The following is a 25645-nucleotide window of genomic DNA, read 5'->3' as shown; positions in this document are numbered from 1 at the left end:
CTCAAACTCCGCATCGCGAAACCCGTACCCCGTAACTATTTGTCGTAATTAGTCATCATAAACTCAAAGTAATGGATCATCTTCATATAGTTCTGAATGCTGATGTACTCATTGGTGCTGTGGATGCTTTGCTGCTCTGAGCTGTTGATTTTGATGGGCATAAATCTGTAGATATTTTTGCTTACGATCTGGTATTTGTAGGCATCGGTGCCGGCCATAGTGAGGTAAGGTGTAACAATAGCACCCGGGTTAATTTCTTTGATTCCGGCCTCTATTAATTGATACGCTTTTGTATTGGTAGGGGAAACTGCGGAAGCTTCGCGTGTATTGTCGATTTCTTCCACCTCAACATCGAAACCTTCTGTGGCTTTTGCGATATGGTCGCGGACTTCTTTTGCTGTATCACCGGGAAGAAGTCTGAAATTCACGACAAATTCCACTTCGGGAGAAAGCACATTGGTTCCGTCGCTCCCTTTCATCATGGTAAGGGCGGTTGTGGTACGTACCAAGGCATTGGTGGTATTATTTTTGGTCAGCTGAGAGAGCAAAACTGGTTTCAGAAGCCATTGGTTGGCAATAGCAAGCCTGTTCGTAAACGGCATTGCTCCTCCAATATTGTCAAAAAACTGCTTGATCAATGGGGTTATGGTAGGTTTCATCTGATGATCCTCGAGACGCTGCATAATCACTGCGGCCTTTCCTATCGCACTTTCCATAGGCGGCATTGAGGAATGTCCTCCAAGTCCTTTGACTTTAATTTTTGCTGATAAGAAACCTTTTTCTGCACAACCTACTACGGCGACGTCTGAATCTATTCCTGCCACGTTTCCTTTCTGCATAATCAATCCGCCTTCATCATAGACTGCATCGAATTTCAATCCTTTCTTTTTAAAATAATCAGCAATCTGTACGGCTCCTTTTTGCCCTCCTACTTCTTCATCGAAACCGAAAGCCAGATAGATATCGCGTTTAGGTATCTTTTTACTTTTAACCATCATATTCATAGATTCCATCAGGGAAAAGAGCATTCCTTTCATATCGATGGCCCCTCTTCCGTAGATTCTTCCATTCGCAACGGTTCCCGAAAAGGGTTCGAAATCCCAGTCTTCCGCAACTTTGGAAACGGATGGTAGTGGTTTATCGTCGGGTCTGAAAATATTCTGTTCTTTGTTTTTCACATCTGCATCTCCGGGTGGCACTACATCCATATGGGAAATGAAAAGAATCGGTTCCAGTAAAGGATCACTTCCTTTAAGTCTGAACACCAATGCATGGGTATTGACTTCAGTGTTTTCAGTGTTTTGATATACTAAAGGATATGATGTTTTCAGATATTCTTTAAACTGATCAAACGGAGCATAATTGAATTCTCCAAGACTTCCAGTAGACACTGTAGGGATTTTGATACCGCCAGAAAGACGCAGTATTGCTGAATCATTTTTGACAGGTTTCCATCCTTCAGAATTTCCAGCCGTATTCTTTTTAAACGGATACGTATACATTTTGATTAAAAGTACGGCAACTAGAATAACAAGAATACCCAGAATGATTAAAAGGAACTTTTTCATGGCGGTAAGATTTTGTGTGGTGTCACAAATATACCAAACAAAATAATGATACCTATATTAAAAACCAGTATTTATCTATCTTTTAAACCAATCTCATCAAATAATGCTGAAAAATATTAAGATTATGATACTGCTTTGCTATTTATTTTATGATACTGCTTTGCTATTTATTATGACTCTAAAGATTAATTTAATAATCATTCTTCAATTTTAGCTTCATCATCATGTCAGTCTGCTCTTTATCTCCAAGTTTGAAGATATGTTTATCGAATTCTACAAATCCATTTTTCTTATAAAAATGAATTGCCTTTAGATTTTCTCCCCAAACTCCTAACCAAATAAAGTCAACGTTCTTCTGTTTCGCTATATTAATTGCCTGATCACACAGAATTTGTCCGATTTTTTTTCCATGAAAATCTTTCAGAACATAAATTCTTTCTATTTCAAGAGTTTTATCATCTTTGAGTTCTGTCTGGGAAATTCCATAATTGAGTTTTAAATACCCTACTGTTCTTTTGTTGATTTCTGCAAAGTAAAATTCTGAATTTTCATTATTCAATTCAGTATTAAGTTGAGCAACCGAAAAACTTTCAGTTACATATTTTTGCATATCTTCGTCGGTATTATATATCGAAAAAGTCTCGTAAAAGGTTTGTTTTCCAATTTTTTGCAACTGGTCAATATCATCTACTGTAATTTTTTTTATATCAATTTTTTCCATTAAGTCTTTTGATTGTAAAGATGATTGACAACTTTCATCATAATATTAGAAAGCCCCAAGTTAATTCGGAATAATTATTTTTCTACTGTTTTTTTACAGGAAGATATTGTAGCCCAACTATGCAAAATATTGTAGAAATGCCTGTTAGTACGGTTCTCATAAGGTGTATCATTTCCCACTTCATTAATTCGCTTTTTACCTGATTTTTCATTATCGTCCCTGATGACATTGATGAATTGGCAGGCATAAAATAAATAAAAAACAATAGGAGGATAATGACGTTAGCCGCAAGATTAAGCAGCCACCATTTACGAGTCTCATCTTTTTGTTTATTGACTAAATAAAATGTCAGAACAGATAAAATTAAAGGAATTACTTCCAGAGGCAGCATTATCTTCGCAATGTTTGGAGAATTGATGGAGAACCACAATAAAAAATCTTCAGGATTACTTTTTTGCCAAAAAGGAACTAAAACAAATAATATTACCAAGCATCCGCCTGTGAATAGTGACTGTACAGCCAGAGAGATTAATTTTAGAAGTTGATTATTTTTCATCTTTATGATTTTACGGTAAAATTCTTTTTAATGTATTTTCTTTATTTTTTATATAGTGATTAACCACACCTCCAATATGTCCTATCAGAAGCACAATCAATATGATGGATAAAGTTTTGTGAGCTCCAAGTGAGGGAACGTCCAATCTTTTTGGTAAAAGAGAGGCATCACCAGTCTGTAGGGCTTCTCTGAAATCGCCCATCATAATAGTCGCAATGCCTGATATACACAGTAAGATCAACAGGTAATAGAATGTATTTTCAATCCAAATAACCAATTTATTATGCAGGTAATTCCCGGTTTCCAACTTTGAAGGTCTTTTACGCCGGAAGAAAAACCAGACACGTATTAAAGTCAGGATAAAAACCAGAATACCTACAAAGAGATGCAGCCGTAAAAGATTAATTTTGGCAACTCCCGGTTCCATGTCTGACATGATAAACCCCATAGGAATAAGTAAACTAATCAATAAGAAGCTGAACCAATGAATAATGATGGTTCCTTTGCCGTACTTTTCTGCAAGATTGTTGTTTATAATTGTTTTCATCTGGAAAGTGTTTCAATTTTCTTTGATGAACAAATATCAACATCTCATAAAAACTAAAATTGTAAAAATCGGAAATCTGGAATGTCTTTACGTAATTGGCCGGGGCTTTGGCCGGTGATACCTTTTACTTCGTGAACAAAATGTGCCTGATCAAAATAATTGTTACTGTAGGCAATATTTGTCAATGAATTTTGAGAATGCTTTAGTTGATAAGCTATTTGTTTTAATTTTACAATACGAATGTATTCTTTTGGAGAGCAGCCTACATAGTTATAAAAATGATTTCTTATTGTTCGGTCAGACACGTTTAATTGTTCAGATAATAAGGTCATTTCAATATCTCCGGAGTTACTTTCAATTAATTCAAGTGCCTTTATGATAAGTGATAAATCACGATCAAGAATATTATTTAAGAATATGTCTTCCATTGCAGTGAACATTTCTTCTGTGTTGGCAATATGATGTATTTTTAACAGAAACTCTCTGGCCATATGACCAAACAGTTCTTCTATGTCGATTAACCAAGGAAGGGAATTTACTGCTTTTTGTGTGTAACAAGCCAAGCCAAAAGGCTTTAAATGGGCTCCGATAATTCTTATCCTGTCGGTGGCAGGTAAAACGTTTATCCTTTGGGTGGAAATTCTTGATATGGCATTGTTTATTAGTTTTGATTCATTTAATGTATCATTAATTACCCTAAATGGATGGTCAAAAAAATAACCCAATGTTATACGGGGGAACGGTATCATAAATTCAGCTTTCTCAGTCAATTGACAAACCGGAATATCGATATAAAAGAAACACTCAATAATATTTGATAGAAACGAATTAACAGGCTTTCTAATTAAAAAATTTTGATCATTCTCCATTCTAAATTGTAAATTAACTGATATAAAAATAAGGTTAAATTGTTATATTTCCAGAAACAGTTTTTAAAAATATAATGATGCTTTTTTCAAATTCTTTTTTTGCCTTTTTTAAATCATAAACGTTTTTCAGGCTGATCCAAAATTTTGCATGTTGAATACTTTAAATTAACCTATAATAAAACTACTGCAAAAAAAACAGTGGTTTATTTTTATTGATAGACACGAGCGAGATCCTCGCGCCAGCCGTAGCTAAAGTTGAGACGAATTCAAAACGGCTATAAACCGCGCTAAAAAGCAAGTATTTCCCTTGATCCAGATATAAAATCAGAGAAAATGAGTATGCTTAATTCCAAAGTTGAGCATTGATATCAAAAAATACATTATTGTTTTCCAACCTGAATTTCTCAACGGCCTGTTTTGCCGAATTGTTTACCGAAATAAAACGGACTACTCCTTTTTCCTGCTGTCTGTAGAATTCCATAATATAGTAGCCTTTGTATTCATAGGTGTACAAAAGACCGTTCTGCATTTCTTTTTCGGGCGTTTTAATTGAGAAATTATTCTTTATATCGGTCAGGTTTTTTCCTTCATAATAAAACCCCAGCATATTGTTGTAGATACTGGATTTGGTATAGGTGAAAAGGACCTGAGATGAAGGCTTTATGGTAAGATTGCTGAGCATTCCGGAGATCTCTTTATTGGTAAAAAAGATCAGGTTTTTATCTACCTTATCAAATATATAATCTCCATAGAAATTCACGTCCAGCGTTCCATCCTGAAAAACTAATTTTCTGGTTATATTTTCAGAACCGGGCACTGGTTCTGTGTGAATGGGTTTGATATAGGAAATACAGGAAAATGTGATGAAAAGAAGCGTGAGGGTGAAGATGTGTGAGATTGTTTTTTTCATGGATTGTCTTTGGGTGAATTTAGTTTTTAATTTTTATTAAAGTAAAAGCCACAATATAGGTTATCATGTTTTCAAAGCTAAAATAATAAAACCACTGTAAAAAACAGTGGTTTATTTTTATTGATGGGCGCGAGTGAGATGCTTGCGCCAGTTGGGGGTATAGCCCCGCTGTTTTCATAAACTCTTTAACTTTTCCATCATGATTTTTTATTCATTACTACAAATATAAAAAACTCAAAATTCTTATTAAACACAAAAGCCACTGCTGATGCAGTGGCTTTTATTACTAAAAAGAAACTTCTCTAATCTCTTTTTGTTCTAAACTATCATAAAAATAAATGGTAAAATTTTCTATTTTTATCAAGTCTATTATCTGATACATATCTGATATTAAAATAATTTCTAAAGTAGAAGTATTTATTTTAGCTAAATAAAATCCTGAGTTAAACCATCTTCTTTTAAAACAAGGGATATAAATAAATCCATTGTTATATAGTAATGGACCACCAAACACTTCTTTTTTTATAATGTTTCCATCAATGGACAGCTTCCCAACCTCAGGGCATCCTTGACAAATTTCATATGTGTTTAAATACAAAACTTCTTTTCCGTTTGGGAGTTTTATATTAACGTTAAAGCTTAATGGGTTTTCTAATTTCATTGATCTTATCTTGATATCATTCTAGTTGCCTGATTTACTACACTTTTAGATTCTGTCAAAAATTGAATAGATCCTCCTGTATAGAATCCTCCACCTTGAGGTCCAACTATTCCTATTTTAATTGGAGTTCCTTTAGGGACTATACCTGAAGTATATTGTGTTAAAGAATTCCACTCTTGCTTTATTGCCACTACTGTTCTATTTGTAAATTCACTAGTTCCAACTCTTACACCCCAAAAATCACTCTTTCCAATAGACATTTGCCCAAATCTTTGAGCAGGAATATCAAAAGGAGCTTTCATGTTAATACTTCCAAATAAGAACCCATCTGAAGTAGTTGCAACTTTTGCTACTGCTCCTAATGCCTTAGAAAATCCAATCTCTGCTACTGCTCCTTGCAATCCATATAGACCCGCAACAGCTAACTGCCCCGACGGATTTCCCATTGCTGCTTCCGGTGAATTTGATGCAGGAGTTTCTCTTATATACGAACCATTATCAGGAGTACCAAAAACAGCAACACTCATTGCTGATGCAGAATCACCTGCTTGAATTAAAGGATCTAAATTATTCATTATTCCCATTCCTCCTAACAAAGAATTGTTAGTATATGATCTATTTGAATTTAATGCTGTTGTAGAACCGTCTTGCGTTGTATATGTACCTGATTTCCCTAAATAAGTTTCATTAGCTCCGGCTGTAGCCTGATTTGTGGCATTATTATTCCAATAAATTTGATTTGTTTCTCTGTTGTGCACCCAATCCGTTCCCTGCCTTCCATCTGGGTCAATAAACCTTATCGGATTATTAAAAGCATAATTATAAGGATTATGGCGCGTCATCTTTTCCGCAAGCGGATCCACCACACCCCATCTTCCAATCTCCGGCATATAGAACCTCGCTCCATAATCATACATCCCACTCTCCTGAAGCTCCTTGCCATTGTATTTGTATTTATATGCGGGATTTCCCGACAACACATTATATCCTTCATGCTTCAATCCAAACGGATAATAATTACTCTCTTCAATGATCTCTGCTCCTGAGCCATTTTTAAAGTAGCTCAATCTTGTATTTCCAAGATGATCGGTGTAATTATACACATATTTTCCGGTTTCAAAATTAAAATAACCTTCTGCCGTTGGGAAGAATTTCAACGTGCCATTTTCATACTGAAAACCGTCTACATAATCTGTGGTGTCTGTACCGAAGATCTTTGTTACTTTATTTTAGGCTAAAATAATAAAACCACTGTAAAAAACAGTGGTTTATTTTTATTGATGGACACGAGCGAGACGCTCGCGCCAGCGGGGGGGGGGGGGGTAATATTAATATTTTTTTTTTTCCATTTACCTCACATCCAATTGTATAAAAACTAATGATAAATATGAGACTAAACCAGTTAATATTAGATTTATTAAAATAAAAATAATTTCAAGTAAAGATATTTTTCTCTCTATATATGCTATGTTGATGGCTAAAAGCAAACCTACCGCTATACCAGAATATAGTAAAAGTTCTCCATTTCCACCATTGATATGAGTATAACATATAACTATAACATAAACCCATATTAATATATTTGTTAAAATTACCGTATTTTTTTTCATGGCTTTTTTTCTTCCGATTTATTTAATTCTTTAACTACAGCATTGTATGCATTATAACGATATTTATTATCAATTTCTGTATGTGAAGCATTAACAGGAACGTTTAATATTTTAGTCTTTGACGGATCTTTTGCTTCAATATCTTCACCTCCAATTGAACTTCCCATAAATCCATCATTCTTGTTATAATAATTAACAGCAGTCTTAACATTTGAAGGAGTATTATCACTATCCCAACCAGCAGCAATGTCAAGAGTAAAAAGTAAATCTACTTTAACTTCCGTATGCTCATTAACCAATTCTATTAAGTTATCCGCACCTCTACTGTGTCCCACCATAATTAGTTTTCCGTCAGGACTTTGTTTCCTAAAACTATTAATTGATGATAAAATATCATTTTTAGTATTTTCAGTAGAGGAAGAGCCAAAAACTCCAACTTGAGTTTTTGCACTATTCAAATTGTTTATTACACCAATTCCTGAGTAATCAATTCCCCCATCTTTGTTTGTTTTTACAAAATTTTGGGACTGTGTCGCTCCATCAGGAGGATTTGCTCTTACCCAACCTTGATTAACAATAACCAAATTTTTGGTTGTCTTATTTATTTCAACAGGTTCTAAACCTTCTAACTCTCTTGCATCAACAACTCTGTTACCGCTAAATGCATAAGGAGTCCAAGTCGGATATTTTTCTGCCAATGGATCAACAGTAAAGAACCGTCCAACATCGGGCATATAATTTCTCCATTTAAAACTATACCAGCCAGTCTCCTGCAACTCTTGTCCTTGAAACTTATATTTATACGCAGAATTTCCAGATAAAACATTATATCCTTCATGCTTTAATCCAAAAGGATAATAATTACTCTCTTCTATGATCTCTGCTCCTGAGCCATTTTTAAAGTAGCTCAAACGGGTATTTCCAAGATGATCCGTATAGTTGTATACATACTTCCCTGTTTCAAAATTAAAATAACCCTCTGTAGTAGGGAAGAATTTCAATGTCCCGTTTTCATACTGGAAACCGTCTATATAATCTATGGTGTCTGTACCGAAGATCTTTCTTACTCTATTTTAAGCTAAAATAATAAAACCACTGTAAAAAGCAGTGGTTTATTTTTATTGAGGAGGCACGAGCGAGACGCTCGCGCTAGCGGGTGCATTTGCTTTATGTAGCAGATGGCTTTATTCAAGCACTCAAATTTAAAAATGTAGCTGCTTTATAAAACAACAAAAAACTTCGCAATTTGCAAGGCTTTTTGTGTTTATTTACCTCCTCAATGTCACCGACTTTGCGCAACGGGAATAATTTATTATTTCTTTCTAAGTTTTTTTATGTATTCAAACAAATCCTTTGAGGTTTCATAATATTGTCCATTGATTAAAATGGAAGCTTGGTCACCACAAAAGTTAAATCTTTTTTTATTAAAACAAATTTCTCCTTTGTATCGAATATTTGTATACGGTTTATTATCGTTTTTTTTTAAAACACTTGTAAGTAAATAAATTTCTTTACTTTGCTTATCATTTAATTTTATTTTCTTTATTGTTTCTGGAAAAGCATCAAGTAAGTTTGAACAACTTATTGAGTATGGTGTTGTTGCATCAATTGGTGCAATGTAAATATTACTTTTTTGTGCTCTTACAATACAAAACATTAAACTTAATAATACTAATAAAATTTTATTTTTTTTAATTACCATCTTTTTTCTTTTTAGGCATCGTGATAATAATTTCATCAATCTTTGGAAATGTGCTTGTACTAGGAGAAACTTTTTCATTTACATTAGAAGCTTTATATGGGTGTCCTCCGTGGTCATCTCTTGTTGTTTCTCCTTCCTCTATTAAACCTAATTTTTTTGCCGTATCTTGTTCAGATCCTTTAATTACTCTTTCTTCTTCCTTATTTGAATAGGGATTATCTTTATCAGCTTGCGAGTTTTCTGAATGCTGACTCGGATTTTTTAAGGCGTCTAACATATGGTCTCCCTCATGATTTAATATAAGTGTTGGAGTTAGTGAAACCCCTTTGTTAGTTTCGATCCCTTGCTTATCATTCCATTTTATTTCTTTTTCAGTATATGAAGCATAACTTGATCCAGATGTTTGGGATAGTACTATTTTATCCTTATGGCTCTCTAAGCTATTTATAATGCCATCAGCATTATTCTTTTTAAGTGTAGCAACTGTTTTATAAAAATTTTTTATAAAAGTATTATTTCCCTTATATGTACTACCAGTCTTATAATCATAGGTCATAAGTTTCCCTTTACTATTTTTATAATGTATAATTATATCTCTACCATCAGGATCAATAAATAAAATGGGATTATCGATGGCATAATTATAAAGTGACCACCTCCTATATTTCTCCGCCAGCGGATCCACAACACCCCATCTTCCAATCTCCGGCATATAGAACCTCGCTCCGTAGTCATACATACCAGTCTCCTGAAGCTCTTTCCCATTGTACTTATATTTATATGCAGGATTCCCCGACAATACATTATAACCTTCATGCTTCAATCCAAACGGGTAATAATTACTTTCCTCAATGATCTCTGCTCCTAAGCCATTTTTAAAGTAGCTCACACGTGTATTTCCAAGATGGTCGGTGTAATTATAGACATACTTCCCGGTTTCAAAATTAAAGTAACCTTCTGCAGTAGGGAAAAATTTCAACGTACCATTTTCATACTGGAAACCGTCTATATAATCTGTGGTGTCTGTACCAAAGAGCTTTCTTACTTTTACTCCATCTGCTCTATACGTGTAATCCGTTACTTTGGCATTCTGGGTAACCTTTCCCGGTAAATTTAAATAATTATATTGAATAGAGATCCCTTTATCCTGCTGAACTGTCATATTTCCGTTCAGGTCATAGCTGATCGTACTTCCGGTACTTCCTGATGAAAGCGGATAGCCGCTTAAGGCATTACCCGTTCCCACTTCTTTAAGGTAGGCTAACTTATTACTCTGTTCACCATTTTCATAGTGGTATTCCAGGTCGTCCATCACTTCAGGAGCGGTATAGCCGGAAAGCTGTTTTCCTCTTCTGACAAGGGATTTAATATTTCCGTTCAGGTCATAGGTAAGCTGCTCATGGTATTCTCCTCTGTCTAAATTCATGGCATCCCAGAAACGTCCTTCTTTAAGACGGTTGAGACCATCATATTCATAGGAGTAATTTCTGAGTACAGCATCGCTTTGGGTAATCCATGACATCTGTGAGATATTTCCGTTGTACCTTGCAGAACCTGAAAACTGGCTGTCAGGTTTACTGTACCTCAGCTCGTAAGCAAAGAGTTTATTCTGCAGATTGGAAGGTTCATTAAGTTTCGTGAGCCATCCTCTGATATTGTATGCATATTTGACACTCTGTAAAGGACTGCCGGTTGTATTTCCCACATTTTTGGTCTGTACCTGTCCGAGATCATTGTACAGGTTTTCAGCAAGAAGTTCCTTTACTCCGCCATTTACTTCATTCCAATGTCTTACCAGCCTTTCCTGATGATCGTACTCAAAAGTTTCTTTGATGTTGACTTTAGTGGCATCTGCGGCTCTTTTATGCTCGGTAAGCGTATATTCCGGAACCCCTGAAAATTTCAGGAAACTTTCTGTTTTGGTATATCCTCCGAGGTGATTCACAGAATAAGTGGATATTGCCCTCCCTTTCTTATCATAATAAGTATATGATTTCGTCCAACTGTCATTGTCAATGTTTTTCACATAAGATGCCGTAGGCAGACTTTTTGTGCTGACATTCGAGGACTGGGTAGACTGAGGCAGTACTTCCTGATCTAAAATAGTCGTGGAAACCGCCGGTGCTCCCTGTGGATAGGTATCATAATAATTGACCGTAAGGATTTTATCAATACTCGTAGGGTAAGAAACGTTTCCGTATTCTATATTCATTCCACTTAAGGCAAAACTGCCTCCACGGGCTTCATAAGAAACATTCCCAGCCTGACCATCGACATAATTCTGGATGTTCCGTCTCAGAGTACCGTCCCTTGAAATCCCGGTGTAGGTAACTCTTCCAAACTGATCATATTTGGTAAAATTCCATGACTGGTCAGCGGTAAAATTGGTGATTCCATTTTTCAGAACAGTATCCCGATAGAGAATTATCTGGTCTTTTTTGTTGTATACCATCTGTTCCCAATCTTTTCCGGGAAGTTTCTTTTCTACCAGTCTGCTTCTGCCATCATATTTATACTGATAACACAGATGTTCCAAAGCTGAGGCAGATACTGACGCGGAAGCAGAAGCCAACGGCGGAACCACAACCGCCAACTGGTCATACTCATTATACACATAATAGGTATCTGCATTTTCTGAGGCACTGATGACTTTTCTGACCAATAGAGTCTGTCCCTTACCATTCTTGAATTCTATGGTTTTATTGTTGTCTTCATCAGTGACGGTATTTTTATACAGTTGCGCTTCTCCGTAAGTCCCGGATAGAAGTAATTCGGAAGAAGTCATTCCATCCGCCCAATTCGTGACTGTTGTGGTGTATTTTTTCACCTCGCCTACCGTATTGGTATCATACCCGAAAACAACAGGTTTGTTCTGCCAGTCGGTCCCAGGATTTTTCTGACTCAGAATCCTGTCAAGCGGAGAATTTTCTAAATTTTTATGGCTAAAAGGAAAGGAATCATTAATCCCGTTAGACTGATAATATGCATTGACAGCTCCTTCCACTCCGGCCTGAATATTTCCACTTTGAGATGACATCGGAACCGGAAGCCAACTGTCTACCTGTCGTCCAAATCCATCATAAGGAATATGCGTTACCATATCTTTCCCGGTAGGGGTAGATTTAATGCTCACCGACTGTTTAGGTCTTCCGAGACCGTCAAAAAACTGAACACTCTGTATCTGTTGCAGCGATCCATCTGAAACTTCCGTAGGAACTAAATACTGTCTGGTATACACATAATTTTCAGTATTTGAGATATTCGCCGAATAATCAACGGTGATGGGTGTATAGGTATTTCCCGGATTATTGGGATTGGATCCTCCGATATAGGCACGAAATGTTCCATTGACAGAATTAAATTTGAATCCCGGGAGCATCCGTATACTTTGGGGATCTGCCACTTCCGTATTGGGAGCAGGAGGAGAAGTTAACACCACCTGTCCGTAATGATGCATCCCCCACAGCAATCCTATGCTTATATATATTTTTTTATACATAATTTTTAATTAATGGGTGGTGGATTTCATCTTAATAAACTCTTCTTTCAGTTGCTTAATCTCTAAAACGGCTTTTCCTAAATCCGTATTTTCTGTTTCTAATTTCTGAATTTTTGCCTGCTGATCTTTTAACTGTCTGTTTTGTTCAATCACATACAAAGTAAGTTCTTCGATCTTTTGCAAAAGTTTAATCTGAAATTCACCAACATTGACCCCTTCTTTTTCCATGACTTTGGCTGAAGCTATTTCCGGTAAATGTTTTTTCTCTTTAATATGTTTGGCCACTTCCTCCAGCTTTGGAAGGTCATAGTTTTCTTCAAATACGAAATCGGCAGTCGGAGTCAGGGTCACTTTAATTTCTTTGGCTTCCAATTTTCCTTGCAGTAAGGCATTTCCATTTGGATTAATTTTCATGATTTCATTCATTGTTACCGGGGAATTCATTGCAACGATTTGCGCTGGTGAACTTAAAAACCGGATCCCGTCATCATTCATGATCATCGACACCTTAGAAAAATTTAAGGTTCCATTGGAAGACAACCAGCCGTCCGCTGTATTGGGATCTGCCTTAACGCCAAAACTCATATAAGTAGCTGCTGAACTTCTTAAGGAACCCCAGTTACTTAAAGATCCATCTTCGTACCGTATCGCAAGAGCATTAATCCCCTCGGTGGAACTACCACCACCAACCAGTATATTCCCTGAAACATCAAGCTTTTCTCTGGGCTGTGTATTCCCCATTCCAATATTTCCATTCCTAAGGATTGATAATCTCTCTACCAGACTTGTGGCATTGTTACCATCATTCACTGAGATAGAAAACTTAGATGCATATGTATTTCCTGTCTCTTCTGTAGCTGTTATTCTTGCTTTAGGAGAGTTTAAATATCCCGTAAATTCTAAAGCAGGATATTTTGGATCTGTTGAAAGTGCACTACCTCCTGCTGTAGAAATCGTTATCTTACCGCCATTCTGGTCACCTACTTCTAAATTGGAATGAGGATTATTAACTCCTATCCCAACATTAGCTGAAGATTGTGTCGATGTCTGGCTTACCGCACCTCCCTGAGTATATAACTGTGCTGAAGCCAATTGTGCGGCAAAAAGGCCTGCAATGAATATTGTTTTTTTCATAATTTGAGTTTTTATTGTTTGTAATTGTATTTGAATTCTTTAAGGATTTTTCCGCTAGTGCTATTTTCTCTAATCTCCATTAATCTATTGGCTGTATCATAAATGTAAACCTCTCTGATTCCAGAAGGTTGAGTGATACTGGTCACACCAATTAATGGATCGTACGTATATGTTGTCATTGGATAGTCTTTTAACAAAGGATTATTTCTAAATATATCTAATGAATTTAATAGTTCTTGTTCTGTAGCTGGATTTACATCAGCATTAGATTTAGTAACAATATCAAGGTTCAAATAATCCGTGGGGGACGTGGGTTGCCCCAATATTTGCATTAACTGGACATATGTAATTCCTACAATATTTACAATCGGAGATGTTTGTTTATACCCATAAATTGAGACTGTTGAAATACCTGATTTATTGGTTGTTTGAAGATAATTTGCTTTATCATCTAAGAGATCATAACTTAGACCATCAACAGTTTGATCAACACTAATTTTGTAGTTTGTAAAATCAAGAACAGCATCTAACTTTGATTGTCTTATTTTTTTTGGAACAAATGAAGAATGATAAAACAAATTCTCTTGAAGTGAATATTTGTTATTCTCATTTTTTGCTATCTCTATTACAGGAAACCAAACATTTGAATTAATCATAGCTTGATACATGGGATTTTGCCCACCTACTATGGTTTCATTCACAGGACATCCCCATCTGCATCTGCCTGGGTTCAATTCATATGGGTATATATACTTTTTAATGCTAGTTCCTAAAGCAGTTGTAGTCTCAATTTGTTCAGGGTATGGATGCCAAGAAATATTAGATTCGCGGTACTTTGTATTAGTTTCTGCTGTAATTTGTTGACCATTAAGATAATCAATGACTTTTTCTTTCTTTAGCAGATATGGAATTACAGGTGCATACAGAGTAGCTTTATGTTGAGAATTAGACTTATCAATTTTTGTTAAAACATAATAATTTTCATCAGAAATTTTACAAGTACTACAGGCGTTCCCTGCCAAATCAACTAATTCATTTTCAGGCCTTAAAAAACTTTCATATTCAAATAGAGACTCTCTGAGTAATTTATTCGAAGAATTAAAGATTTTCTTTTTAAGTAACTTTCCTCTTTGATATGCTCCATTTTCTTGACCATTAAAACTGATTTGACTTAGCGCAGTAGAGTTAAATTGTTTGGTATTAATAAAAGAATTATCAGGGTTAGATATGAGATCACTAAAAAAATATTCTGTTCTTCCTTTATTTTCAATATTTTCTTGGACTTGGCTATATTTTATTTCTTCATTAGAAATTCTTCCTGATCTAAATTGAGTAAGAATTATTCCCGAGCTTTTTCCATCACTGAGTTGATAAGTATAATTCGTTTTGTATTCATTTACTCCATCGAAATCTATCCTATTTGCAATTCTATTTATCATACCATCAGAAGGCATCAAGGTATAATCAATCATTCCGTCAAAGACTTTTTTTGATACATCAGCCTTTTCACCATTAAATATAGTATATCCTTTATTTGGATAAACTATTTTTTTTAGTAAAGTAGCATCAAAAAAAGTATTAGAATTTCCTATGCCTCTAGAATTTGTTCCATTCCAATATCCAAAATCATTTGTTCCGTAGCTATTCTTTGAAGGAAGGGTTTCTGTTTTTTCATATTGAAAAGAATAAACTTCACTATTATTGACTAGAGAGGTTAAAAAATATCTATAATTTTGCCCTCCTAAAGGGGTTTGATTAAAGTTAATACTTTGTGATTTTCCAAAGTAATTTAAATTTATACTGTTTAAATGTATAAGGTTGTTATTGTCTTTAAAATAAATGTAATTAACTGATATATTTTTTCCTATTATTTTAATGTTGTCAATGATTGCTCTCTTAGTAAAGTTTTTTATCGCAACGTATTGTTCAGTAGTACTAGTAGATATTTCATATGATTTTGATACTTCAATATTTGCTGCTTCTAATTGAGCCGATGTAGGATAGCTTGTAGGAAAACCAGCATCATTATTATAAAGAGTATTTTGCAAAAAAGAATTAAAAGCGTCCGCATTCCGTTGCTTATAAGTTGCTTCTATTACTTCTCCATTGCTCAATTCAACTTTTTTTAAAAACCATGATAATATATAATTAGCTCTGGATCCGCTTGCAAAAGAGACATTAGATTGAAAAGCAAGATTGTAATAATTACCTGCGAAAAAAAAATCTGAATAATTAATTTCTAATGCGTCGTAAGAACCCCCAAAATAAAAAGTATTCCCTTTATCATCCATTATTCTGATTTCACTAATATTTTTATTCTGAAAATCGATAGGACTGGTCACAGAATAACATTTAGAGGCTAAAGAACCTGGTCCTACAACCTGTAATTTGGCATTTTCACAAAATACTAAAGGGTTACCATAATTATCAAAGACAAAATAGCCTTTATATCCAAAAAAATCAAAATAAAATTTATCTGGTATAAAATCAGATTGAATACCACTGTTATTCGGATTTTGCAATATTTGTTTCTTAGAAGCAACAAAACCATAATCAAAATTCTGTCTTTGAATAATACAGTCCGTTGTTTCTCTTGCTTTACTTTCATCAGAAGGATAAATTCCAGAAACCCCTGTGCCAGGCTGAACAGCAGCGTATTTGGTTAATAAAAAGTCTGTATTGGTCTCTCTAGTAATACTTCCAAACAGATTTGCATTCCAATGTAGTCCGAAAATACTTTCATCAACTCTAGGTCTAAATCCTGTTGGAACATTTGAAATTTCATTAGATAGTGTCAAATTTCCAATAGGAATTTTAAACAATGGAATGGATACATTGACAGTTCCATTATATAAATCATTATTAGTTGTAGCATTACTTATTAAAGATAAGCTTTCTTCAGGTCTATTCTGTGCAATAGTATTTGTGCCTATACATAGCACTAATACAAGAATAATCAATTTTATTTTTCTCATTGTTTTGTGTTATTTCTTAATCAATTTTGCATTCGCCGTTTTATTCCCATCCGTCTTTATCGTCACCAGATAAGCCCCCTGAATCAAATTCTGAGTATTGATCTTCGTCACTTTATTCTTTGTCTTCAAGCTCTGAAGCTGTCTTCCTCCCATATCATACAGCATAATATCCGCTTCTTTGAAATCGAAGCCTATTTCTACGTAAGCATAATCTGAAACCGGATTCGGATAGATCTTGATGTCTTGTTTTTCGATCAGTTTATTGATCTGGCTGTCACCAAGCTTCACGATCTTCCAGTTCTCTTTTCCAAGTTCTTCAGCACTGGTTCCTGCAAGGATAATGGAGCCATCTCTGTTTAGCTTAATATCTGAAAGTCTTTCCTCTTTCTTCCTGGATTCTCCTTTTACGTATTTTCTCCACTGCTCATTTCCGTCTTGGTTGAGATAAAGCATCCAGAACGTTTCGTCATCTGTTTCTATTTTTCCTTCTGCCTGCGTATAGCCTCCTAAAAGAATCCCTTTTGAGGATTTATCATCTGCTGAATGAAGCACACTCATTCCCATCAAAATATCACGATTTTTGAAATTGTAAGACTTCTGCCAGATCTCATCACCTCTTTCATTTAAAGAGATCAGCCATAAGTCTGTTCCTTCCTCAATTCCTACCGTTTTATTCCCTGATCTTTCGGATCTGGATTCTCCACCGATTACATATCCTGCAGATGTTAAGGCCAATGTTCTGATATGGTCATCCCCTTTTCCTCCAAAGTTTTTCTCCCATTCTACTTTTCCGGTTTTATCAAGTTTGACGATCCAATAATCTCCCTCGCCGAAATTATCCGTAGACTTAGCGGTTCGGGATATGGGATACGAGGTTGCCGAAGACGACTTATCTGTAGAACCCGAAACCCGAATCTCGGAACTTCTCGAGTAAACTCCCAACAAGGCTCCTCCATCCCTTGTAGGAATCATTTTCTCCACTTCATCCAGACCTTTTCCGCCCAGAACAGTTTCAGAAAGTGTTTTTCCGTTTTTATCCAATCTGGAAACCCAAACATCTTTTGATCCGTAACCTTTAGAAGAATTTTGAACATTTCCAGCCACAAAAAATCCAAGGTCTGTTGTTTGAATAACAGATCGTGCTTCCTCATCAGAAGAGCTTCCCAATGTTTTTTGCCAAAGTTCATCTCCGAATTCATTGATCCTGATCAGCCAGACATCAGATCCTCCTTTGGAATCTTCTTTTTTATCTAATCCCTTTCCGGAATAAGAAGTTCCGGCCAAAAGAAATCCTCCTTCCTGGGTGGCTACGGAAGCTGACAAGTAATCATGGTTCTGCCCTGAGAAATATTTTTCCCAAACCTGCTCACCCTGCTGATTCAGTTTGATTAAATGGAAATCGTAACCGTTATTTTGCTTTCCTGTTCCCTGAGGCTCTCGAAGGGAACCTGTCTGGATTGAGCTTCCCGAAATAAGATATTGTTGATCAATGGTCGTCGTAACCTGGCTTAGAAAATTCTGTGTAGAAGACTTAATGTCTTTCTGCCACAATACTTCCTGGGCGGAAAGCCCCAGAAGCGTGCATACCATCAATGCACCGGTGTAGAATTTCTTCATCTGCTTGTGTATTTTAGTTTAAGATTAGCTTTTATAATTTTGCGGCAAATTTAACACTTTTTAACGCATTTCAAGTCCCTGGATTGAGATTTAATGTAAATTTTAATTAAGTGATATATTATTAACACGTTATCATTAATTGATGAACAAAATTAATCTGATGATGCGACAAAACGCGTCGTATAAAAACAAAAAGAGCCGACCCCCGAAAGGATCAGCCCAAAACATTAACTGTTTTATTGATAGAATTATGATTTCTTATTTCCAGCCACCGCCTAAACTTTTGTAAATATCTACAACGGTACTCAGCTGTTGCTGTTTGGCTTCGATCAGCTCCATTTTAGCATCCAGCGCATCCCTTTGATTCAGAAGAACCTCAAGATAATCTGCTCTTGAATTCCTGAACAATTGGTTCGCAATATCAATCGACTGATCCAGCGCTTTTGTTTCCTGCGACTTCATCTGATAATATTGGTCTATATTTTTAACCTTTGACATCAGATTAGCCACATCCAGATATGCATGCAAAATCGTTTTGTCATACTCGTACAACGACTGGATTTGTCTTGCATCCGCAGTCTGGAAGTTCGCTTTGATCGCACTTTTGTTAATAAGCGGACCAGCCAATTCTCCTGCCAGATTATAGGCAATAGATTCCGGCATTTTAACTAAGTAAGATGGTTTAAAAGCCTCCAATCCTAACGTTGCAGAGATCTCCAGTGAAGGATAAAACTCTTTTCTTGCAGCCTGTACATCCAGTTTAGCAGCTTTTAATTCCAGTTCTGCCTGTTTGATATCCGGACGGTTAGCCAGTAACTGAGACGGTATTCCCGTATACACAGTCTGTGGCATTGTAGACATAAAGCTTTCCTTGGCTCTTACAATTGGTTGCGGATATCTTCCCAGAAGCGCATTGATCTCGTTTTCTTTTTCCGTGATATTCTGACGGATCGTGTATTCCGAAGCTTTGGATTTTGCCAGTTCAGCTTCAAATTTCTTCACAGCCAGCTCCGTTGCCGCAGCAGCTTCTTTCTGAATTTTGGAAATTTCCAATGCTCTTTCCTGCAGCTTAATATATTGCTGAATAATATCCAGTTGATTATCCAAAGCCAGCAATTCATAATAATTGTCCGCTACTTCTTCAACAAGGCTGGACAGAACGAAGTTTTTCCCCTCAACCGTAGAAAGATAATGAGCAACAGCTGATTCCTTCTCAGTTCTCAGTTTTTTCCAGATATCAATCTCCCAGTTTGCCATGAATCCTCCTTCAAAATTCCCCAGCGGATCCGGCATTTCTCTTCCGGGTTCTATTTCCGTAGTGGCATCACCTGCGCCTTCGCTGGTATAACGTCCGGCTTTTTTAAGACCGGCTCCTATTCCCGCTGAAACGGTTGGGCTTAGTTTTCCTTTTTTCGCTAAAACACTGCTTTTCGCCATTTCAATCTGCTGAAGCGTGATCAGTAATTCCTGATTGTTTTTTAAAGCAGTTTCAATTAAGCTTACCAGATTTGGATCTGTAAAAAACTGTCTCCATGGAGTTGTGCCACTGTTTGTATTGGCATCCTGCTGCTCTTCCTGATTGAAATTCTGAGGCAGGTTTTCTTTTACTTCATCTTTTATAACGGTGGCCATTGGAGCTCTACAGCCTGTGAGTACAAGCGATAGAGCAATGGCTGCTATATATTTATTATAAATCTTCATGTTTGTTATCGTGTTGATAAGGTTCAGTTTGTTCTGTTAAAGGATTCTCCTCTTCATATCTTGCCAGCCTCGATTTCTCTGCAATAGTTCCGAAAATATAATACAGACCCGGAATAATCATCAGCCCGAAGATCGTTCCTATCAGCATTCCTCCTGCTGCGGCCGTACCAATTGTTCGGTTTCCTACAGCTCCTGGTCCGGTGGCCATTACCAACGGAATAAGACCCGCAATAAAGGCAAATGAGGTCATCAGGATCGGACGGAAACGGATGGCCGCCCCTTCGATAGCTGCCTGTGCTACAGGAATTCCTTCTTCTGCTTTCTTCTGAACGGCAAATTCAACGATTAATACGGCATTTTTACCCAACAGACCAATCAACATGACCATCGCTACCTGAGCGTAAATATTGTTTTCAAGGCCTAATAATTTCAGACATAAGAATGCTCCGAAAATACCAGTAGGAAGAGATAAAATCACCGGCAGCGGAAGAATAAAACTCTCATACTGCGCTGCAAGAATCAGATACACAAATCCAAGACAGACTAAGAAAATAAATACCGCTTCATTTCCTCTGCTCACCTCGTCTTTAGAGATACCCGCCCAGTCGATACCGAAACCTCTCGGAAGTGTTTTATCAGCAACTTCCTGAATCGCTTTAATGGCCTGTCCACTACTGTATCCCGGTGCAGGAGTACCACTCACCTCTGCGGAGTTATACATATTATGTCTTGTGATCTCTGACAATCCATATACTTTCTGCATTTTCATAAAGTCTGAATACGGAACCATCTGTTCTTTATCATTTTTCACATAAAGCTTAAGCAAATCGGTAGGTAGTGCACGGTATTGCGGCCCAGCCTGTACAATCACTTTATACGGTCTGTCGAAACGGATGAAACTGGTCTCATAGTTGGAACCGATCAATGTAGACAGGTTATCCATTGCACTTTGGATCGTTACCCCTTTCTGCTCGGCAAGATCATTATCCACTTTCAGCATATACTGAGGGAAACTTGCAGAATAGAAGGTAAATGCAGACCCAAGTTCAGGGCGTTTCTTCAATTCTTTAACAAAATCATTACTTACCTGCTCCATTTTATGGTAATCTCCACTTCCTGCTTTATCCAGCAAACGGAGTTCGAAACCTCCCGCGGCACCATAACCCGGAATGGAAGGCGGCTGGAAGAATTCTATATTGGCACCGGGAATATTCTTGGCTTTTTCCTCGAGCTTTTCAATGATTTCTGCAGCAGATTCTTTACGTTCTTCCCAACTTTTAAGGTTGATCAGACACGTTCCGGAGTTGGATCCCGTACCTTCTGTCAGGATTTCATAACCAGCCAGTGATGAAACGGACTGTACCCCATCAATATCTTCAGATTCTCTTAATAATTCTTTCGCAATCTGATTCGTTCTTTCCAGAGTAGATCCCGGAGGTGTCTGGATAATCGCATAAATCATTCCCTGATCTTCCGCCGGAATAAATCCTGAAGGAAGTGAGTTGCTTAAGAAGAATGTACAGGCACAAAATGCCAGTAATAAAGGAAGTGTTATAGATTTTTTCTTAACTGTTTTGTTAAGCATTTTCTCATATCTTCCGGCTCCTTTCGTGAATAAATTGTTGAATTTATCTAAGAAAATGGTAATCGGTGTTTTCTTTTTAGCTTTTCCGTGGTGATTTCTTAAAATCAAAGCACATAAAGCCGGAGTCAGTGTCAAAGCTACAACCCCTGAAAGGATGATCGCTGAAGCCATCGTAATAGAGAACTGACGGTAAAACACCCCAACCGGACCTGACATAAACGCAATCGGAATGAATACGGATGCCATTACCAAAGTGATCGCGATAATTGCCCCACTGATTTCATGCATTGCTTCTTCCGTAGCTTTTAAAGGTGAAAGTCCTTTTTCTTCCATCTTGGCGTGAACGGCTTCAATCACCACAATCGCATCATCGACGACGACCCCGATGGCCATTACCAATGCAAATAGTGAGATCATGTTCAGCGTAATTCCAAATGCGGACATGACGGCAAATGTTCCAACCAGTGAAACCGGAACTGCCAGCGCAGGAATTAACGTTGAACGCCAGTCTCCAAGGAACAGGAATACCACGATGGCTACCAGGATAAAGGCTTCAAATAAGGTATGAATAACCTTTTCCATGGATGCATCCAGGAATCTTGAAACGTCATAACTGATGTCATAGTGCATTCCTTTCGGGAAGTTATTCTTCTCAAGATCTTTCATCAAAGCTTTCACATTTTTGATAACGTCACTTGCATTGGAACCGTAAGACTGTTTTACTGTAATCGCGGCAGAAGGTTTTCCGTTCAGTGTAGAATAAATATCATACATTGAGGAACCGAATTCTATATCCGCTACATCTTTTAATCTTACAAATTCTCCTCCCGGTTTTGCTTTCAGAATAATATTTCCGTAATCTTTTTCATTGTTGAAACGTCCGGAATATTTCAGAATATATTCAAATGATTGGGAACGCTTTCCTGAACTTTCTCCCGTTTTACCCGGAGAAGCTTCCAAACTCTGCTGGTTCAGGGACTCCATTACTTCGTCTGCGGAAATATTGTAAGCGGTAAGCCTGTCCGGTTTAAGCCAGATACGCATCGCATATTCACGGGTTCCGAGGATATCTGCGAAACCTACTCCACTTACCCTTCTCAATTCAGACATCACGTTGATATCAGCATAGTTGAAAAGGAATTTCTGGTCAGCTTTAGGATCGTCACTGTACAGGTTAATGTACATCAACATGTTGGGTTCTTCACGGGTAATTTTTACCCCTTCACGCACGACCAGCGGCGGAAGTTTGTTGACCACGGAAGATACACGGTTTTGAACGTTTACTGCGGCTACATTGGGATCAGTTCCAAGATCAAATACGATCTGAATGGAAGCTTCCCCGTCGTTACCGGCATCGGACGTCATATATTTCATACCCGGAACTCCGTTCAGACCTCTTTCGAGGGGAATCACTACCGATTTAATCAATAGTTCGTTGTTGGCTCCCGGATATTCTGCGGTGATATTTACTTTTGGGGGTGAAATGGAGGGAAACTGGGTCACTGGAAGTTTTACCAGCGACAGAACTCCCATAAATACGATGATCAGTGAGATCACGATAGACAGAACAGGTCTGCGGATGAATTTCTTAAACATACTGCTTCGTTTTACGAGTAGACTACTCTGCTTTTAGTTTCAATGACTGAAGAACTTTTTTAGGATCCTGGAATTTGGACTGTATTTTCTGGTCATCTTTCACCTTCTGTACCCCTTCTAAAAGGATTTTATCTCCCTCGGCAAGCCCAGAACCTACCACATAAAGATCGGGCAGTTCGTAAGCTACTTTTATGTTTCTGGATTTTGCTTTTCCATTTTTATCGATGATGAATACATATTTCTGATCCTGAATTTCATACGTCGCTTTTTGCGGAATGATCAACGCATTATGCACAGGCATCGTCATCTGTACTTTTCCGGTTTCCCCGTTTCTAAGGAGCTTATCCGGATTTGGGAATTTTGCTCTGAAGGCAATATTTCCTGTTTCATTGTCAAATTCACCTTCTATGGTCTGGATTTCTCCTTTCTGAGGAAGCATTTCTCCATTAGCCATAATCAAAGACACCTCCTTGCTTCCTCTGTCGGCAACATGGGTCTGATAGGTTAAATATTCAGGTTCTGAAACGTTAAAATAACTGTAAACGTTGGTATTGTCCGATAAAGAGGTTAATAAATCTCCTTCGTCTACAAGGCTTCCTAATTTTAAAGGAATTCTGTTGATCACCCCTGAAAACGGAGCTTTAATATCTGTAAAAGATAAATGAATCTGAGCCAGTTTCATTTCAGCATTGGCAGCATCCAGCTTAGCTTTAGCCATTGCTCTCTCGTTTTTAGAAACGATATTGTTGCTGGCCAATGTGCTGGCATTTTTCAGTTCAATGCTTGCCTGTTCTACTTCAGCTTTAGCTTTCAATAATTCAGCCTGGTAAAGCTGAGGCATAATTCTGAACAGGGTTTGTCCTGCCTGTACATACTGGCCTTCGTCTACGTAAATTTTTTCAAGAAATCCCTTTTCCTGTGCACGGAGTTCAATGTTTTTCACAGATTGGATTTGCGCTACGTATTCTTTGTTGATTACCGTGTCCATTTTGACAGGGCTGGTGACGGGATATACTGTGGCTTCTTCTTTTTCTTCTTTCTTCTGACTGCAGCCAACGGTCAATAAAAGGGTGCTTATCGCAATGCCTGAGGCAACTCTTTTGATCATAATTCTAGAGTTTAATATAAATTCGTTAATGTTTTGAATGGGAATAAACGGTAATGGAATTCCTGCATCGTCATGATTACCGGCATAAGCAATGCAGTAGATCTCCCGCCCGGAATCCGGACAGAAAAGGGATCACGAAAAATGATTTTTAGATTCTGATAGAACGGATCAGAATGAATGTTTTAACATTGGAATACAGCGAAAGAAAACCGTTGATATCAGGCTTTCTGCTTTTAGAAGAACGAAGACCAAAAATATAGACAAGACTGAATACACCGGCAAATACAGCAATCATCTGAATGGTATCAGACAACTGAAAACTATCTTCAGCAAGCTCTAATGTGGAATTATCAATATTGTCTGCCATCTGCTGTACTGACAATTTTTCAAAAGTCTGGTTCAGGCGGTTGGCTTTTTTGGGCAAATGATGAGAAACATGACCAGAATAGTCATTTCGAAGTGTTTTGACATCGAGTCTGCTTTCTACTACGAAGAGCAGAAAAAGACCGGTCAAAAAATATACTAATACGTTTCTCATTTTGAAGTGGCAAATGTACACTTAGAAATGCATACGCTCATAATAGATTAACAAAATTTAACGCTCCTTTAAATTAGCTGAATACAGAAATCACGCATTTTTTTCTTATGAATCAGTGTTTAACTTCAGCTAATTTTAACAATTGTAAGCATAATCAACGCACAATACCTTTTTATGATAAATTTTACACACATAATTTAATTTGAAACAGAAAAAAATACATTCAAAAATGGTTAACGTACCTTAAAATTTGAATTGAAGATTAAATATTATTTAAAAATCCATTATTGATTAATATTAATCATAATAATTTGTATATTTATGAAAAATTATCAGTAATTAATTAACAATTCGGTACAGTTACTTAATTTAATGGAAGTATTTTATTTTTAAACTTTCATATGATTGACAACCTGAATATTTAATTTTTTATGACTTATTTTTAAAACTAACCAACCACTATAACCATGAAAACTTTAATTGTGAAAAACATAATATGTTCTGCAGGTCTTTAATTCTGCATCAACATTCAATTAAAGATCTTATTTGACCCACTGCAGAGAACTGACTTTTTCGGTTCTCTTTTTTTATTACTTCTCAAAAAAATAAAGCTTCACGGGTATGATTTAAATCATTTTTTACTGTGTATCAGCATTATAGAATTTTTAATACTTTTGCAGCACATTAAAACAACAAATAGAACGTGAAAAAAAACTGTACTTTTTTATTCTTACCACCGGCTGTTTAA

The 25645-nt window shown here is 36.6% G+C and carries 18 protein-coding genes and 1 pseudogene; all 19 read right to left on the bottom strand.

Annotation, left to right across the window (positions count from 1 at the left end; genetic code table 11):
• Window positions 1–35 precede the first annotated feature (35 nt).
• The 19 genes and pseudogenes from BUA72_RS22575 to BUA72_RS22485 all read right to left on the bottom strand — a co-directional run bounded on the left by BUA72_RS22575 (window position 36) and on the right by BUA72_RS22485 (window position 24897).
• Window positions 36–1568, bottom strand: coding sequence for a M20/M25/M40 family metallo-hydrolase (locus BUA72_RS22575; protein WP_072925385.1), 1533 nt, complete (start codon window positions 1566–1568; stop codon window positions 36–38).
• A gap of 190 nt (window positions 1569–1758) precedes the next feature.
• Window positions 1759–2289: a GNAT family N-acetyltransferase gene (locus tag BUA72_RS22570; protein WP_072925384.1), complete on the bottom strand. Its 531-nt coding sequence runs from the start codon at window positions 2287–2289 to the stop codon at window positions 1759–1761.
• 82 nt (window positions 2290–2371) lie between these two features.
• Window positions 2372–2845, bottom strand: a complete 474-nt coding sequence (locus tag BUA72_RS22565) for an anthrone oxygenase family protein (protein WP_072925381.1) — start codon at window positions 2843–2845, stop codon at window positions 2372–2374.
• A 10-nt stretch (window positions 2846–2855) separates the two neighbouring features.
• Entirely contained in the window at window positions 2856–3392 is a 537-nt protein-coding gene (locus BUA72_RS22560) for a cytochrome b (RefSeq protein ID WP_072925378.1), read from the bottom strand.
• A 53-nt stretch (window positions 3393–3445) separates the two neighbouring features.
• Window positions 3446–4261 (bottom strand): helix-turn-helix domain-containing protein, encoded by an 816-nt coding sequence (locus BUA72_RS22555; protein ID WP_072925376.1) that lies wholly within the window; start codon window positions 4259–4261, stop codon window positions 3446–3448.
• A gap of 343 nt (window positions 4262–4604) precedes the next feature.
• Window positions 4605–5171, bottom strand: coding sequence for a hypothetical protein (locus BUA72_RS22550; RefSeq protein ID WP_072925373.1), 567 nt, complete (start codon window positions 5169–5171; stop codon window positions 4605–4607).
• A gap of 286 nt (window positions 5172–5457) precedes the next feature.
• Window positions 5458–5832, bottom strand: a complete 375-nt coding sequence (locus BUA72_RS22545; RefSeq protein ID WP_072925370.1) for a hypothetical protein — start codon at window positions 5830–5832, stop codon at window positions 5458–5460.
• Window positions 5833–6604: 772 nt separating this feature from the next.
• Window positions 6605–7058 (bottom strand): annotated as a pseudogene (locus tag BUA72_RS24705) (RHS repeat-associated core domain-containing protein); the annotation flags it as partial.
• 123 nt (window positions 7059–7181) lie between these two features.
• A complete protein-coding gene (locus tag BUA72_RS22535) occupies window positions 7182–7442 on the bottom strand; it encodes a hypothetical protein (RefSeq protein ID WP_072925365.1) in 261 nt (86 codons plus the stop codon).
• Window positions 7439–8443, bottom strand: a complete 1005-nt coding sequence (locus BUA72_RS24785; RefSeq protein WP_072925363.1) for an RHS repeat domain-containing protein — start codon at window positions 8441–8443, stop codon at window positions 7439–7441. The genes BUA72_RS22535 and BUA72_RS24785 overlap by 4 nt, the downstream gene beginning before the upstream one ends.
• A gap of 311 nt (window positions 8444–8754) precedes the next feature.
• Window positions 8755–9144, bottom strand: coding sequence for a hypothetical protein (locus BUA72_RS22525; protein WP_072925361.1), 390 nt, complete (start codon window positions 9142–9144; stop codon window positions 8755–8757).
• Window positions 9134–12643, bottom strand: coding sequence for a DUF6443 domain-containing protein (locus tag BUA72_RS22520; RefSeq protein WP_072925358.1), 3510 nt, complete (start codon window positions 12641–12643; stop codon window positions 9134–9136). The genes BUA72_RS22525 and BUA72_RS22520 overlap by 11 nt, the downstream gene beginning before the upstream one ends.
• 9 nt (window positions 12644–12652) lie before the next feature.
• Complete coding sequence (locus tag BUA72_RS24695) at window positions 12653–13777, bottom strand: hypothetical protein (protein ID WP_228407938.1); 1125 nt, start codon at window positions 13775–13777, stop codon at window positions 12653–12655.
• A gap of 11 nt (window positions 13778–13788) precedes the next feature.
• On the bottom strand, window positions 13789–16752 hold the full coding sequence (locus BUA72_RS22510) for a hypothetical protein (protein WP_072925356.1): 2964 nt from the start codon (window positions 16750–16752) through the stop codon (window positions 13789–13791).
• 9 nt (window positions 16753–16761) lie between these two features.
• Entirely contained in the window at window positions 16762–18369 is a 1608-nt protein-coding gene (locus tag BUA72_RS22505; RefSeq protein ID WP_072925353.1) for a T9SS type A sorting domain-containing protein, read from the bottom strand.
• Between the two features lie 258 nt (window positions 18370–18627).
• Window positions 18628–20070: a TolC family protein gene (locus BUA72_RS22500; protein WP_047455236.1), complete on the bottom strand. Its 1443-nt coding sequence runs from the start codon at window positions 20068–20070 to the stop codon at window positions 18628–18630.
• Window positions 20057–23251 (bottom strand): efflux RND transporter permease subunit, encoded by a 3195-nt coding sequence (locus BUA72_RS22495; RefSeq protein WP_072925351.1) that lies wholly within the window; start codon window positions 23249–23251, stop codon window positions 20057–20059. Before BUA72_RS22495 ends, BUA72_RS22500 begins: the two co-directional genes overlap by 14 nt.
• 22 nt (window positions 23252–23273) lie before the next feature.
• Window positions 23274–24359, bottom strand: a complete 1086-nt coding sequence (locus BUA72_RS22490; protein ID WP_175548928.1) for an efflux RND transporter periplasmic adaptor subunit — start codon at window positions 24357–24359, stop codon at window positions 23274–23276.
• Between the two features lie 148 nt (window positions 24360–24507).
• Complete coding sequence (locus BUA72_RS22485; protein ID WP_072925348.1) at window positions 24508–24897, bottom strand: hypothetical protein; 390 nt, start codon at window positions 24895–24897, stop codon at window positions 24508–24510.
• Window positions 24898–25645 lie beyond the last annotated feature (748 nt).

Source organism: Chryseobacterium sp. OV279 (genome assembly GCF_900128945.1).
GTDB lineage: Bacteria > Bacteroidota > Bacteroidia > Flavobacteriales > Weeksellaceae > Chryseobacterium.
This window is presented reverse-complemented; position numbering and strand designations above follow the sequence as displayed.